The sequence below is a fragment of the Methylophilus aquaticus genome (assembly GCF_030769565.1).
Taxonomy (GTDB): Bacteria; Pseudomonadota; Gammaproteobacteria; order Burkholderiales; family Methylophilaceae; genus Methylophilus; species Methylophilus aquaticus.
The window spans coordinates 22,513-35,987 of record NZ_JAVCAP010000022.1; the positions used below are offsets into that span (position 1 = coordinate 22,513).

Sequence of the window (13,475 nt, forward strand, 5' to 3'; positions counted from 1 at the left end):
TAAAATGATTAGGATATTGCCATGAAAAAGATTACAAAAGCTGTTTTCCCGGTTGCCGGTCTGGGGACCCGCTTTTTACCAGCAACTAAAGCCAGTCCAAAAGAGATGCTGCCCGTTGTTGATAAACCGCTGATTCAATATGCTGCCGAAGAGGCCATTGCCGCGGGTGCCACTGAGCTGATTTTTATTACCGGACGGAATAAACGCTCAATTGCAGACCACTTTGACAAGGCTTATGAACTGGAAGCTGAGCTAGAGGCAGCGAATAAGCAGAAGCTGCTGGATATCGTACGTAGTATTCTGCCTAAAGGTGTGAGTTGTGTGTTTATCCGTCAGTCCCAAGCTTTGGGTCTTGGCCACGCCGTGTTGTGCGCCAAACCTGTTGTCGGTAATGAGCCTTTTGCCGTGTTACTGGCAGATGACTTGCTATGTGGTGAAGTGTCTATTACCAAACAAATGGTGGATGTATTTGAGCAACAGCAATGTTCTGTGCTGGGTATTGAAACTGTCGCACCCGAAGAAACCAGTAGCTACGGTGTCGTTGATGCGATTCCGCAAAGCGAAGATTTGCTTGAAGTGAAAGGCATGGTTGAAAAACCAAAGCCCGAAGAGGCGCCCTCTAATCTGGCAGTGGTCGGCCGCTATGTGCTCACGCCGCGTATTTTTGACTGTCTTGAACATGTCAAGCCTGGCAAAGGAGGCGAAATTCAATTGACCGATGGTATTTCTGCCTTGATGCAATATGAAAAAGTATTGGCCTATCGCTACCATGGTAAACGCTATGACTGTGGCAGTAAACTTGGGTTTATGCAGGCAAACGTTGAGTTGGCATTGCAACACCCGGAAATTGCAGATAGCTTCAAAGCTTATTTAAAAACCTTGAGTATTTAATATTAAAGGCGTTTAAAAGTATGACGACTGTGCAAGCCGCTGAGCATTGGTTGCAACTTTCAGAGGTCGTTTATACGGCCTCTGAAGTTGATATTGCCATTAATACCATGATGCAGCATATGCAATCCACGCTGCCGGATGAGCCGATTGTGATGATGTGTGTAATGCGCGGCGGGCTTTATCTCTCTGCAAGGCTGATGGCAGGGTTGCGTTGCCCATTACAATTGGATTATCTGCAAGCCAATCGCTACCACGGCTTGAGCGGCAGTCAGGTCGATTGGTCCAAACATCCCGATACTGATTTGCAAGGGCGCATTGTGCTGGTGGTGGACGACATTCTGGACGAAGGCATTACCCTTGCAGAGGTGGTCAACTATTGCAAACAGGCCGGTGCAAAACAAGTATTCACCGCCGTGCTCACCGAAAAAGACAATGGCTTGCAAAAACCGTTGCATGCAGATTTTGTTGGGTTGGTTGTGCCGAATCGCTATGTGTTTGGCTGCGGCATGGATGTCTATGGTTGGTGGCGTAACCTGCCGGAAATTCGGGCGTTAACCCAGCAGGCATAGACACATGCTTAATGATCTGCAAAATATTTTTGCTGGCGGAGAAGGAGGGATTCGAACCCTCGATACGCTTTCACGTATGCCTGATTTCGAGTCAGGTACATTCAACCAGCTCTGCCACTTCTCCTGATCTGAAGCTTGATAGGCAAGCATCAGGGTTTCCCGATGACGGGACGCTAGTCTACTATGCGTGAGGGTGAACATTCAATAGAACGCGTTAAATAAATCACGGCACTAAAGGATAATTGGCATCTCTATCGTGATCACCAGTCCATGTGCAGGGGATGGCTTGTTACTTAAGCGCAGCTGTCCGCCATGTTTTTCAACGATCATGCGCGCAATGGCTAATCCCAGGCCGCTGCCGCCAGTGTGTCTTGAGCGAGAGTCTTCAATGCGGCGGAAAGGTTCTAGCATACTTTCCAGCTCAGTATCAGGAATCCCCGGGCCATCATCGCTAATGATGCAATGCACGTGCGCGCCGTGATGTTCAATCGCTAGTGAAGGGTGTTGTGCATAGGTGATTGCATTTGATAGCAGGTTGGTCAGGCATCTTCGCAACAGATGCGGTGAGCCCTGCATGACGATGGCTTTTGCAGGTAGACTGCGGCTCACATGATGACCTTCTTCATCAAAGTCATCGCAAATCGCATTGGCCAATGCTGACAGATCAATATTGCTTTTGTGAATGTTTTCACTGCACAGGCGGGCAAAATCGAGCCCTTCCTTGACCATTTCCTGAGTGGCTGTCAGGTCATTGATAAGGCTTTGTTTGAGTGCTGGTTCCTTGACCTTTTCCAGGCGCAACCGCAGTCGGGTTAAGGGGGTTTGCAAGTCATGGGCAATGGCGCCCAGGATAAATGCGCGTTCCTGCACATGCTTGACGATGCTGCGTTGCATTTCATTAAAGGCTTTTGCTGCATTTCTCACCTCCACCGGGCCTTCGTTTTCTGGCAGGGGCGGGTGTTCAATATTGCGTGCCAGTCGTAAGGCGGCATTCGCCAGTTTGCGCAAAGGTTTGGTTGCCACTGAAGCCACGATCCAGGTAATGACCACCAGACTGAGCAGCACTAACACCGGCAAGAATGGCTGATGTTCGTTTTGTGGTGGCATGGGTCTGCGTCCATAGTGCAGATGAATCAGTACTTGCGTGCCGTCATCAAGATGTGTGTATATGCCCAGGCACTGGCCATGCATTCTATGCGGCTCGAATTCCGGCGGTTCGCCCATTCCGGGCGGTGGCGGTGCAGAGAACAGTCCGTGATCGCTAGGGCGGGGCGGTGGGCGCATACCTCTGCGCGGCCCGCATTCGCTGGAGAAAGCCAGTTGATCTGCGATTTCGGGCACCATCAACCCTTGCAGGCTTGCTAGCTCGGCAGGCAGTGCGGCCGGTTGCTCAGGCGGGCTGGCATTGAGCGTGACACGGCTACCCATGCGGGCAAATACATCCTGGATTTCGGTCCGCTTTTCCGGAAGCGTGGCTTCAAGTATGCGGATAATATTTTCTACACGTTCAAAGGCAAACTGCTCGCGCATTCTCGACTCATTGGCACGAAAGTCACGCTGACCTAGCAGATTGACTATTGCAGCTGTCAGCAGGACGCCCATAATGACAATGAGAAAGAGGCGTACTGACATTGTGCTCAGATATTTGCGCATGGTTGTCTACTCGTTATTTGAGGTAACGCACATCTGCTGTCAGCAGATAGCCTTCGTTACGCAAGGTTTTAATAATTGAAGGTGTTTTGCTGTCCATCTCAATTTTCTGACGCAGGCGGCTGATCTGCAAGTCAATCGAGCGATCAAATGGGCCAGCCTCGCGGCCATGCATTTCTTCCATGAGCTGGTCACGGCTGAGGATGCGGTTGGCGTTGAGTAGCATAAACCGTAAAAATTTGAATTCGGCGTTTGAGAGCGGAATGGCCGTATTTTGCTTGTCAATCAGGGTGCGGTTCTGGATATCCAGCGTCCATTCATTAAAGGCTATGTAGTGCAACACGCCGTTGTCATGCTGACTGGCGGCCAGCTTGCCGCTGGTATCCGGCAGCATGCGGCTGCGTCTGACCAGACTGCGAATTCGAGAAAGTAATTCCAGTGGTTCAAATGGTTTTGCCACATAGTCATCGGCACCGGTTTCCAGGCCCATAATCGTATCCAGCGAGCTGGTGCGCGCGGTCAGCATAATAATAGGCAGGTGATGGTATTTTGGCGACTCGCGCAATTCACGACATAGCTCTATGCCATTGCGTTGCGGCATATTGATGTCGAGAATCACTACATCGGGGACGCGTTGCTGCAAGGCCTGCCACAGTTGTGCATGGTGTGCTGCCTGATCCGTGGTCAACTGATTATCTTGCAAAAAGTCGCACAATAAATCACGGATGGCGTCATCGTCATCAACGACAAGTACATGGATGCTGGATTGGATTTCCGTCATTGTTGCCAGAGTGTAAGTGATAAACCGTTATTTGAACACAAAACCGGCCACGTGGGCCGGTGTTTGATATTAAGCTGTTGTGCGTTTATTTAGGCCGTTTGTGCGGGTGCGGAAAGGCATTGTCGTCGAATACCTTTTTCTGGGTATCGGACAGTTGTGCATAAAAGGCTCTGATCGCTTTGGCGCGTTCAGCCATTTGGCTGTCGCGCTCTTTATCCCAGGCTTCCATGCTGTCCAGACGTTGCAAGGTGTTCAGCTTGCTTAACGCTTCGGCATCAGGATGCCCGGCTTTTTCTGGTGGTTTGATTTGCCCCTGGAAGATTTTCCAGGCATTTTCTTGTTCAGCGGTCAGTGCCAGCTTGCCATGCAATTCAGCCTGATGCTTTTCAAAGTGCTCGGCACGGTGTTCCTGCCATTGCGCTTTATCAAACTTTCCTTTTCCACCGCAGTCATGTTCATGTGCTGCATATGCGATCCCGGATACCAGAATGAGTACACCTGCGATTGCCAGTTTTTTCAGTTTCATCTTGCTTCCTTTTAATCATCATTGCGAATATGCAATGGTGTCATTAAAACACCCGAATGTATCGGGTGTTTTTCTTAAAGCAATCACTGTGTATCGGAATGTATCGTTTAGGCAATGCCTTGGCTGGTGAGGTAATCCTCATAATTGCCGGTAAAATCGACAATGCCGTCGGCCTTGATTTCGATGATGCGTGTGGCAATCGAACTCACAAATTCGCGGTCATGGCTGACAAAAAACAGCGTGCCTTTGTATTTGTCCAGTGCGGTGTTCAGCGCCTCGATGGATTCCATATCCATGTGGTTGGTGGGCTCATCCATCAGTAACACATTGGTTTTGGCCAGCATCAGTTTGCCATAGAGCATGCGGCCTTTTTCACCGCCTGAGAGCACCTTGACAGATTTTTTGGTGGCTTCGGTCGGAAACAGCAAACGCCCCAGCATGCTGCGCACAGTGTTGTCATCATCGCCTTGCTGGCGCTGGGCCGTCATCCATTCAAACAGGTCTTCACCTTTTTCAAACTCATATTCATGATCTTGTGCAAAGTAACCCAGTTTGGCTTTCTCAGCCCATTTGACTTCTCCGTGTTTGGGCTGCAAGTCGCCAGCCAGGCAGCGCAGGAATGTGGTTTTGCCGATGCCGTTTTCACCAATAATGGCCACTTTTTCACCGGCTTCAAACATCATTTCCAGATTGTTAAACAAGGGCTTGTCAAAACCGTGGCTGAGTTTTTTGAGCTCAACCGCATTGCGATGCAGTTTTTCTCTATCGTCGAATTCAAAGCGGATAAACGGATATTGACGGCTGGAAGGTTTAAATTCCTCCACCTTGATTTTATCAATCTGTTTGGCACGACTGGTGGCTTGTTTGGCTTTGGAGGCATTGGCCGAGAAACGTCGTACAAAGTCCTGCAAGTCAGCAATCTGCTGCTTGGCCTTGGCGTTGTCCTTGGCCTGCTGGTTGCGAGCAGCGATGCTGGCTTCCATGTAATCGTCATAGTTGCCAGGGTAAGAGGTGATCTTGCCGTAATCCATGTCGCAGGTATGGGTACACACCTGGTTTAAAAAGTGGCGGTCATGCGAAATGATGACCATGGTGCAGTCACGATTGTTGACCACGTCTTCCAGCCAGCGGATGGTGTTGATGTCCAGGTTGTTGGTTGGTTCATCGAGCAGTAATACGTCAGGGTTGGCAAACAGCGCTTGTACCAGCAGTACCCGTAATTTCCAGCCTGGTGCCACGGCACTCATCGGGCCGTTATGCTGTTCAATCGGAATGCCTACGCCCAACAGCAACTCACCAGCACGCGCTTCTGCAGTGTAGCCGTCGTATTCAGCAAACTCGCCTTCGAGCTCGGCAGCACGCATGTAATCTTCTTCGGTGGCTTCGAGATTTGCGTAAATGGCATCACGCTCCTGCATGGCTTTCCACATCTGCTCATGGCCCATCATCACCACATCCAGTACGCGCTGGTCTTCGTAGGCAAACTGGTCCTGTTTCAAAAAAGCCATGCGCTCATTGGAGTCCAGACTGATATTGCCTGAAGAGGGCTCGAGCACACCTGCCAGAATTTTCATAAAGGTGGATTTGCCGCAGCCATTGGCGCCAATCAGGCCATAACGGTTACCGTCACCAAACTTAACGGAGACATTTTCAAACAGTGGCTTGGAGCCGAACTGCATGGTGATGTTGTTTGCAATTAACATGAAAAACCCTTGTTGAGTGTTGCTGCAATGATCAGTCGTCAGGGTGCGCCGACGACGATGATTACCAATTAAAATGTGTTGTAAATGACGACTTCATCCATGGCCAGTTGGCCACCGCGCGCCTTGGCCGGTTCGAGTGCCTTGCCAACCACCACAAACATGACCGGAACATGGTCTGCAGGCAGGTTAATGAGTTTGGCAACGGCATCAAAATCAAAGCCATCCATCGGGCAGGTGTCGTAGCCCATTTCCTTGGCGGCCAGCATCAGCGTCATGGCCGCCATGCCGCCGGAACGCATGCCTTCATCGCGCTGTGCCTGTGTGTGATCTGTGTAGTAGCCATGAATGGCATTGACCAGATAATCACTGACCTGCTGCGGTGCATTCGCCCAATAGCGTTCGGGCTTTTTCTCCCAGGCTTTCAGGTCGGCGGTCAATATAATCAGCAGCGATGCATCCGTGACTTGTGCCTGATTCCAGCTGACGGCACGGATTTGATGGCGCAGTACGGGGTCAGTGACTACCACAAAACGCCAGTGCTGGATATTAAAGGCCGTCGGTGACAGCATGGCCAATGACAGCAGTTGCTGAATTTCTGTTTCTGTCATGCGATGCTGAGGGTCATAGGCCTTCACAGATCGGCGTTCGATAATGGCTTGTGATACGTTCATGAATACTTTCAATACGCTATGTTTAAAATGTTCAGTTGCAGGGGGCCAGCAGGACGTTGCCACACTGTACTGTCGCCCACTTTGCGCCCCAGCAAGGCTTTGGCCAAGGGGGAAACGTAACTGACTTTATGCTGTGCAATGTTTGCTTCATCTTCACCCACAATCTGAAATACAGATTGCGTGCCGTTTTCGTCTTCCACCGTGACTTTGGCTCCAAACAGGATACTGCTGCGTGGCTGTTGCGCCGGGTCCACCAGTTGCGCTGACTCGAGACTGGAAAAAAAATAGCGCAAATCGCGATCAATCTCGGCCAGTTTCTGCTGCGCATTCGGGTCTTCCTTGCTGGCGGCATGCTGTACACGTTCATTTTCCAGCGATTTCACCATCTCCTGGAGGTGCTGCAAGCCATGCGGTGTCACATAGTTGGCGTGGCTGCTGACCGGGCGTTCCGGCAGGTCCGTGCCCGCATGTTCCAGATCATCTTCTTTGACAAAACCTCGGCTCAAGTTATTCCCACTCAATGGTTGCCGGTGGTTTTCCTGAAATATCGTACACCACCCGGTTAATGCCCCTGACCTCATTGATGATGCGGTTCGATACTTTGCCCAGCAGGCTGTAAGGTAACTCTGCCCAATGTGCGGTCATAAAGTCACTGGTCACCACCGCGCGCAAGGCCACGACATAATCATAGGTGCGGCCATCGCCCATTACGCCAACGGATTTGACCGGCAAGAACACGGTAAAGGCCTGACTGGTGAGGTCATACCAGGTTTTGCCGGTTTCGACATCGACAGTATTGCGTAATTCTTCAATAAAAATGGCATCGGCACGTTGCAGAAGCAAGGCATACTCACGTTTGACTTCGCCGAGGATACGTACTCCCAGGCCCGGGCCGGGGAAAGGGTGACGGTAGACCATGTCGCGTGGCAAGCCCAATGCCACGCCCAGTTCACGCACTTCGTCTTTAAACAGGTCGCGTAGCGGCTCCAGCAGCTTCAGCCCCAGTTGCTCTGGCAAGCCACCGACATTGTGATGGCTCTTGATGGTCACCGCTTTTTTCGATTTGGCACCGCCGGATTCAATCACATCCGGATAGATGGTGCCTTGTGCAAGAAAGGTCGCGCCTTTGTGGCCCGTACCGCTGGCCTTGAGTTTGGCGGCTTCGGCTTTAAACACTTCTACAAACTCGGCACCAATGATTTTGCGCTTGGCTTCCGGATCGCTGACACCCGCCAGTTTGCTCATAAATTGCTCAGTCGCATCGACACGAATAACCTTGGCGTGCAAGCGACCGGCAAACATCTCCATCACCATGTCGCCTTCATTCAGGCGTAGTAAACCGTGGTCAACAAATACACAGGTCAACTGGTCACCAATCGCACGGTGGATGAGCGCTGCGGCGACAGAGGAATCCACGCCGCCCGACAAGCCTAAAATCACTTCTTCATCACCCACCTGGGCTTTGATTTTGGCCACCGCCTCAGTAATATAATCGCCCATAATCCAGTCAGGCTTGGCTGCGCAGATGTCGAGTACAAAACGTTCCAGCATGGCCTGGCCCTGTCTGGTGTGGGTCACTTCCGGGTGAAACTGCACGGCATAAAATTTGCGGCTTTCATCCGCCATCGCAGCAATCGGTGTGGTGTCGTTGCTGGCGATGACGTTAAATCCGGTGGGTAATTCGGTGACTTTGTCGCCATGGCTCATCCAGACATCTATCAGGCCGTGTCCTTCGGCATTGGTAGCATCCTGAATATCACGGAACAGGGCAGAGTGGCCGCGTGCGCGTACTTGCGCATACCCAAATTCGCGCTTGCTACCGGCTTCTACCTTGCCGCCCAACTGTTGCGCCATGGTTTGCATGCCGTAACAGATGCCCAGTACCGGCACACCCAGCTCAAACACCGATTGCGGAGCTTTGTCGGTTTCTTCTTCATACACGCTGGCATGGCTGCCAGACAGAATAATGCCATCAGCAGCAAATTGTTTAACAAAGTCATCAGAGACATCACAAGGGTGGATTTCGCAGTAAACGTGCGCTTCGCGCACACGGCGGGCGATAAGCTGGGTGACTTGGGAGCCGAAGTCGAGAATCAGAATTTTGGAATGAGACATGTTTTCTAACCACAGAGAGCACAGAGGACACAGCGTCTGAGAGAAGTACTTTCTCTGTGACCGCTGTGTCCTCTGTGGCTTTTAATTAATAATGAAAAAGTCGCGTTAATCAATACGGTAATTCGGTGCTTCTTTGGTGATTTGCACATCATGCACATGCGACTCGCGCATCCCGGCACTGGTAATTTGTACAAACTCGGCCTTATTACGCATTTGCTCAATCGACGAACAACCCACATAACCCATTGATGCACGCAGGCCACCCATTAACTGATGCACTACGGCAACAACGCTGCCTTTGTAGGGCACACGACCTTCAATCCCTTCCGGCACCAGCTTGTCAGCATTCGAGGTGTTGTCCTGGAAGTAACGGTCAGACGAGCCTTTTTGCATGGCACCAATAGAGCCCATGCCACGGTAAGATTTGTAAGAGCGTCCCTGATACAGTTCGACCTCGCCTGGTGCTTCTTCGGTACCGGCAAACATGCCACCCAGCATGACGTTATAAGCGCCTGCAGCAATGGCTTTGGAAATATCGCCAGAGAAGCGTATGCCACCATCCGCAATAAACGGCACACCGGATTTTTCGAGTGCTTTGGCAACATTGCTGATGGCTGTGATTTGTGGCACACCCACACCCGCTACAATGCGCGTGGTGCAAATAGAGCCAGGGCCGATGCCTACTTTAACGCAATCTGCGCCGTGATCGACCAGTGCAAGTGCAGCTTCGGCGGTGGCAATGTTGCCACCAATGACTTGTAGTTTAGGGTAGCGGGTTTTGGCCCATTTGACGCGGTCTAGCACGCCTTGAGAGTGGCCGTGGGCCGTGTCAACTACGATGGCATCGACACCGGCTTCCACCAGTGCATCAATACGCTCTTCAGTGCCATCGCCCACGCCAACCGCAGCGCCTACGCGCAGGCGGCCTTTTTCATCTTTACAGGCCAGAGGATGGTCAGAAGATTTTTGAATATCTTTAACGGTAATCAGGCCTTTCAGCTCGTAGTTTTCACCCACGACTAACAGGCGCTCCAGCCGGAATTTGTGCAGCAGACCCATGATTTCTTCACGGCGCGCACCTTCGCGCACTGTCACCAGGCGATCTTGCGGGGTCATGACGTTACTGACCGCCTGATCCAGGTTGGTTTCAAAGCGTAAATCACGGTTGGTGACGATGCCGACGACTTTGCCGTCTTGCAGTACTGGCAAGCCGGAAATTTTATGTTGTTTGGTGAGGTCAATGACTTCACGGACTGTCATGGCCGGGTGGATAGTGACGGGGTCGATGACGACACCGGACTCGAAGCGTTTGACGCGAGAAACACGCGAGGCCTGCATTTCGATAGACATGTTTTTATGGATAATGCCCATGCCGCCCAGTTGCGCCAGTGCAATGGCCATGCGCGCTTCTGTCACTGTGTCCATGGCAGCTGACAAAAGAGGAATGTTCAGAGTGATTGTTTTGGTCAGTCTGGTACTGAGGTCAACTTCTCTGGGCATGACATTGGAATGCGCGGGAACGAGTAAAACGTCATCAAAGGTCAGGGCTTGTTGCAGCAAACGCATGTGAATTCCTTATCTCCAAAATATAATTATACCGATTTCGTGTAGTCTTTACAAAGCGTTTTGCATTTTTTGGCCTCCTGGTATGGCTGTTTGGCATGGTTTGTGCATGCGTTTTTTTGATCGGATGCGGCAAGCTGTGCGCATGTTTTTGCAGGCTTAAATGGCGGAATGAAATGGATGCAATGCAGTCAGGGATTTGTAAATATATTTTGATGCTGGGGGTCTGTGCATGGTCATGTGCTGCGGGCGCCGAAATATACAAATGGCGAGATGCGCATGGTGTCATGAACTACTCGGATACCCCGCCGCCTGCAGAACTGTTGCCTGCGCAGAAAACCAAACCTGTCGTTGTTCCCACCGATTGGCCATTAACACGTGCTGACACTTACAGGCCGGGTGATAGCACATCTGAAGCGCAAAAAAAGCCCTCTGATACCAAGCCGGTACGTGATGCTACAAATGCTGCTGCAAATGAGCAGTCTGAGGCAGTAGAGGCACTTAAAGCCATGCAGGAGAAAACTAAGGCCCAAAATTGCGCTTCGGCCCGCACCAACTATCGTAATTACGCGATTGGCGGGCGCATGCAAAATGTGAATGAGAACGGCGAAAAAGAATTTATGAGCGATCAGCAGATTCAGGAAGGGCTGGTGCGCGCACAGCAGCAAATAGAAGAAAACTGCCCGCCCGAGTAAAGAAAAGATGTATGGCGGGCAGCGCTTTATTGCTTGCAGGCCTTGTTATGGCAAGACAAGTTTTCAGCGCCTATTTCAAATCCTTGCCTTCGGCAGCCCGTTGACGACGGACTTCCTTGGCATCTGCAATCAGGGGGCGGTAAATTTCCACTCTGTCCAGCGGTCGTAATGGCGTATCCGACTTGACGACTTTGCCAAATACGCCAATCTCGATATGATCCAGATTGATTTCCGGGAATTTCTGCACAATGCCGGATTGTCGTATCGCTTCCAGTGCCGTGGTGCCTGTTTTCACATAGAGTGGCAGAATGAGTTGCTGCTGAGGGAGTGCGTAGGCGACTTCTACCATGATGTTGTCCGGGTGTTTTTCTGGCATTACATTCTCTTTATTTTGGGTATATTTTGTCGGCCTGTTTGACAAAACTGTCTACAAACGTATTGGCAATATGGCTGAAGACTGGCGCGATGATGCGTTCAATCAGGCTGTTGGCAAACACATACTCCAGCCGGAATTCAATTTTACAGGCATCGGCCCGCAACGGGATAAAGTGCCAGTGACCCGTTAACTGCTTGAAAGGGCCATCGACCAGGCTGATATCCATGTGATGCGGAAACTGCTTGTGATTGCGGGTGGTGAAGTGTTGCTGTATGCCATGATAGCGAATATGAATGGTCGCTTGCGTGGCTATCTCCGAGCGTTCGTGGATTTCGCTGCCTCCACACCACGGCAAAAATGCCGCATAGTCTTCTACGGCGTCCACCAGGCCAAACATGGCCTCGCATGAGTGCATTACCAGGACTGTTTTTTCAACGTGTGCCATGTAAAAGGTGTGAAATGGGGATTTGAGTTAAAATGCTATTTTAAGTGATTTAAGCAAGCATGCCAGCGTTATGACCATCGCGCAAAACAAAAAAGCATTTTTTGACTACTTTATCGAAGAAAAATACGAAGCCGGTATTGTGCTAGAAGGCTGGGAAGTCAAAGCTATCCGTGATAACCGCATCAACCTCAAGGAGGCGTACGTGGTCATCATGCGTGGCGAAGTATATTTGATTGGTTGTCACGTCACGCCGCTGGGTGCAGCCTCCACGCATGTGCGTCCTGATGCGATTCGTTCACGTAAGCTGTTGTTGCACAATGAAGAAATTGCCAAGCTGATTGGTAAAGTAGAACGTTCAGGTTATACGATAGTGCCTTTGGATATGCACTTCACCCGTGGACGGATCAAAATTCAGATTGGTCTGGCCAAAGGTAAAAAGCAACACGACAAGCGTGATGCCGAAAAAGAGCGTGACTGGAAGCGTGAGCAAAATGCTTTGATGAAAAACAAGGTTAAGCAGCGCTAAACGGTTTCTCCCATCAAGTGCCTTACTCTGATGGCATCAAGCCTTGCAAGATGGTAGGTATCAGTTCTGGCAAGTCATCTGCAATCATCCCCACACCACATAAGCGCGCAGCTTCGGCATGTATCCAGGTGGCTGCTGCCGCAGCTTCAAGGGCTGGCATTTCCTGTGCAAGCAGGCTGGTGATGATGCCTGCCAGTACATCGCCTGCTCCCGCCGTGGCGAGTGTGGGTGGCGCAGGTTGATTGAGGATCACACGACCATCCGGGTCGGCAATAATGGTTTGTGATCCCTTGAGCAATACAATGCATCCCACGCTGGCAGCGGCGAGCTGAGCTTGCTTAATGCGCTGTTCCAGCACGTTAGCAGGCTGCAGATTAAATAGTGTTTTAAATTCGCCGTCATGCGGGGTGAGTACGCAGGGTGCCAGTATGCTTTTACGCAGCCGCTCCGGTTTGCCGGCAAATACAGTCAGCGCATCAGCGTCAATCACCACTGGTTTGGTCGTTTTTAGCATGCTGAATGCGGTCAGGCGTGTGCTGTCGCTGACACTCGCGCCTGGGCCGATCAGGAGTGCGCCGACCCGATTGTCATTAATGAGCGCCTGTAAACTACTGTCATCACTATAGGGTTTGACCACAATGCTGAGTAACTGGCTGGCATAAATGGGGAACGCGATTGCTGGCACGGCAATCGCAGTAATGCCCGCACCACTGCGCGCCGCGGCCATGGCAGCTAGCCTGGCGGCGCCAGTGACCGGGTAGCCGCCCTGGATCAGCACGTAGCCCCGTGTGTATTTGTGGCTGACTGCATTGGGTTGCGGCAACAGCGATTGCCACAGTGCAGGATGGTTAATTTGTGGCTCAGTCATGCGTTGATTGTATGCTTGCCAGGAAGGCTTGGCGAGTGAAATGCAAGATTTTATCTTTGGCTTAGATTGTAGGCAAGGGGCCTTTACGGTAAAATG

The 13,475-nt window shown here is 51.1% G+C and carries 15 protein-coding genes and 1 tRNA gene; 4 read left to right on the plus strand and 12 right to left on the minus strand.

The genetic code is table 11. The features are described from left to right. Positions 1–21: 21 nt before the first annotated feature. Both galU and Q9291_RS11055 read left to right on the plus strand, forming a co-directional pair. A complete protein-coding gene (gene galU, locus Q9291_RS11050) occupies positions 22–891 on the plus strand; it encodes a UTP--glucose-1-phosphate uridylyltransferase GalU (protein ID WP_306390109.1) in 870 nt (289 codons plus the stop codon). A 20-nt stretch (positions 892–911) separates the two neighbouring features. Continuing rightward, entirely contained in the window at positions 912–1,460 is a 549-nt protein-coding gene (locus Q9291_RS11055; protein WP_306390110.1) for a hypoxanthine-guanine phosphoribosyltransferase, read from the plus strand. Between the two features lie 33 nt (positions 1,461–1,493). On the opposite strand, the gene Q9291_RS11060 is transcribed toward Q9291_RS11055, so the two are convergent. The 9 genes from Q9291_RS11060 to guaB all read right to left on the minus strand — a co-directional run bounded on the left by Q9291_RS11060 (position 1,494) and on the right by guaB (position 10,472). After that, positions 1,494–1,584, minus strand: a tRNA-Ser gene (locus tag Q9291_RS11060). Positions 1,585–1,691: 107 nt separating this feature from the next. Further along, a complete protein-coding gene (locus tag Q9291_RS11065; protein ID WP_306390111.1) occupies positions 1,692–3,113 on the minus strand; it encodes an ATP-binding protein in 1,422 nt (473 codons plus the stop codon). Between the two features lie 13 nt (positions 3,114–3,126). Beyond that, on the minus strand, positions 3,127–3,891 hold the full coding sequence (locus Q9291_RS11070; protein ID WP_306390112.1) for a response regulator transcription factor: 765 nt from the start codon (positions 3,889–3,891) through the stop codon (positions 3,127–3,129). Between the two features lie 85 nt (positions 3,892–3,976). Then, positions 3,977–4,417 carry a Spy/CpxP family protein refolding chaperone gene (locus tag Q9291_RS11075; protein ID WP_306390113.1) on the minus strand — a complete coding sequence of 147 codons (441 nt, stop codon included), beginning with the start codon at positions 4,415–4,417 and terminating at the stop codon, positions 3,977–3,979. A gap of 107 nt (positions 4,418–4,524) precedes the next feature. After that, positions 4,525–6,120: an ABC-F family ATPase gene (locus Q9291_RS11080; RefSeq protein ID WP_306390114.1), complete on the minus strand. Its 1,596-nt coding sequence runs from the start codon at positions 6,118–6,120 to the stop codon at positions 4,525–4,527. 68 nt (positions 6,121–6,188) lie between these two features. Then, positions 6,189–6,791 carry a nitroreductase family protein gene (locus tag Q9291_RS11085; protein WP_306390115.1) on the minus strand — a complete coding sequence of 201 codons (603 nt, stop codon included), beginning with the start codon at positions 6,789–6,791 and terminating at the stop codon, positions 6,189–6,191. A gap of 8 nt (positions 6,792–6,799) precedes the next feature. After that, positions 6,800–7,297 carry a GreA/GreB family elongation factor gene (locus Q9291_RS11090; protein ID WP_306390116.1) on the minus strand — a complete coding sequence of 166 codons (498 nt, stop codon included), beginning with the start codon at positions 7,295–7,297 and terminating at the stop codon, positions 6,800–6,802. Position 7,298: 1 nt separating this feature from the next. Next, positions 7,299–8,906, minus strand: coding sequence for a glutamine-hydrolyzing GMP synthase (gene guaA / locus Q9291_RS11095; RefSeq protein WP_306390117.1), 1,608 nt, complete (start codon positions 8,904–8,906; stop codon positions 7,299–7,301). A 105-nt stretch (positions 8,907–9,011) separates the two neighbouring features. Then, complete coding sequence (guaB, locus tag Q9291_RS11100) at positions 9,012–10,472, minus strand: IMP dehydrogenase (RefSeq protein WP_306390118.1); 1,461 nt, start codon at positions 10,470–10,472, stop codon at positions 9,012–9,014. A 173-nt stretch (positions 10,473–10,645) separates the two neighbouring features. On the opposite strand from guaB, the gene Q9291_RS11105 reads away from it, so the two are divergent. After that, on the plus strand, positions 10,646–11,164 hold the full coding sequence (locus Q9291_RS11105; RefSeq protein ID WP_306390119.1) for a DUF4124 domain-containing protein: 519 nt from the start codon (positions 10,646–10,648) through the stop codon (positions 11,162–11,164). 70 nt (positions 11,165–11,234) lie between these two features. On the opposite strand, the gene Q9291_RS11110 is transcribed toward Q9291_RS11105, so the two are convergent. Both Q9291_RS11110 and Q9291_RS11115 read right to left on the minus strand, forming a co-directional pair. After that, the gene (locus tag Q9291_RS11110; RefSeq protein ID WP_306390120.1) at positions 11,235–11,540 is read right to left on the minus strand and encodes an RnfH family protein; all 306 of its coding nucleotides are present in this window, start codon (positions 11,538–11,540) and stop codon (positions 11,235–11,237) included. Between the two features lie 10 nt (positions 11,541–11,550). Continuing rightward, the gene (locus tag Q9291_RS11115) at positions 11,551–11,985 is read right to left on the minus strand and encodes a type II toxin-antitoxin system RatA family toxin (RefSeq protein WP_306390121.1); all 435 of its coding nucleotides are present in this window, start codon (positions 11,983–11,985) and stop codon (positions 11,551–11,553) included. Between the two features lie 37 nt (positions 11,986–12,022). Here Q9291_RS11115 and smpB point away from each other — a divergent pair, with 37 nt between their 5' ends. Further along, positions 12,023–12,511: an SsrA-binding protein SmpB gene (gene smpB / locus Q9291_RS11120; RefSeq protein WP_306390231.1), complete on the plus strand. Its 489-nt coding sequence runs from the start codon at positions 12,023–12,025 to the stop codon at positions 12,509–12,511. Positions 12,512–12,533: 22 nt separating this feature from the next. On the opposite strand, the gene Q9291_RS11125 is transcribed toward smpB, so the two are convergent. Then, a complete protein-coding gene (locus Q9291_RS11125) occupies positions 12,534–13,379 on the minus strand; it encodes an NAD(P)H-hydrate dehydratase (RefSeq protein ID WP_306390122.1) in 846 nt (281 codons plus the stop codon). Positions 13,380–13,475 lie beyond the last annotated feature (96 nt).

Coding starts and splice junctions, on each gene's coding strand:
- Q9291_RS11115 (WP_306390121.1), bottom strand. CDS start 11,985: ATGGCACACGTTGAAAAAACAGTCCTGGTAATGCACTCATGCGAGGCC.
- Q9291_RS11085 (WP_306390115.1), bottom strand. CDS start 6,791: ATGAACGTATCACAAGCCATTATCGAACGCCGATCTGTGAAGGCCTAT.
- Q9291_RS11070 (WP_306390112.1), bottom strand. CDS start 3,891: ATGACGGAAATCCAATCCAGCATCCATGTACTTGTCGTTGATGACGAT.
- Q9291_RS11055 (WP_306390110.1), top strand. CDS start 912: ATGACGACTGTGCAAGCCGCTGAGCATTGGTTGCAACTTTCAGAGGTC.
- Q9291_RS11075 (WP_306390113.1), bottom strand. CDS start 4,417: ATGAAACTGAAAAAACTGGCAATCGCAGGTGTACTCATTCTGGTATCC.
- Q9291_RS11105 (WP_306390119.1), top strand. CDS start 10,646: ATGGATGCAATGCAGTCAGGGATTTGTAAATATATTTTGATGCTGGGG.
- galU (WP_306390109.1), top strand. CDS start 22: ATGAAAAAGATTACAAAAGCTGTTTTCCCGGTTGCCGGTCTGGGGACC.
- Q9291_RS11125 (WP_306390122.1), bottom strand. CDS start 13,379: ATGACTGAGCCACAAATTAACCATCCTGCACTGTGGCAATCGCTGTTG.
- guaB (WP_306390118.1), bottom strand. CDS start 10,472: ATGCGTTTGCTGCAACAAGCCCTGACCTTTGATGACGTTTTACTCGTT.
- Q9291_RS11065 (WP_306390111.1), bottom strand. CDS start 3,113: ATGCGCAAATATCTGAGCACAATGTCAGTACGCCTCTTTCTCATTGTC.
- Q9291_RS11080 (WP_306390114.1), bottom strand. CDS start 6,120: ATGTTAATTGCAAACAACATCACCATGCAGTTCGGCTCCAAGCCACTG.
- Q9291_RS11110 (WP_306390120.1), bottom strand. CDS start 11,540: ATGCCAGAAAAACACCCGGACAACATCATGGTAGAAGTCGCCTACGCA.
- guaA (WP_306390117.1), bottom strand. CDS start 8,906: ATGTCTCATTCCAAAATTCTGATTCTCGACTTCGGCTCCCAAGTCACC.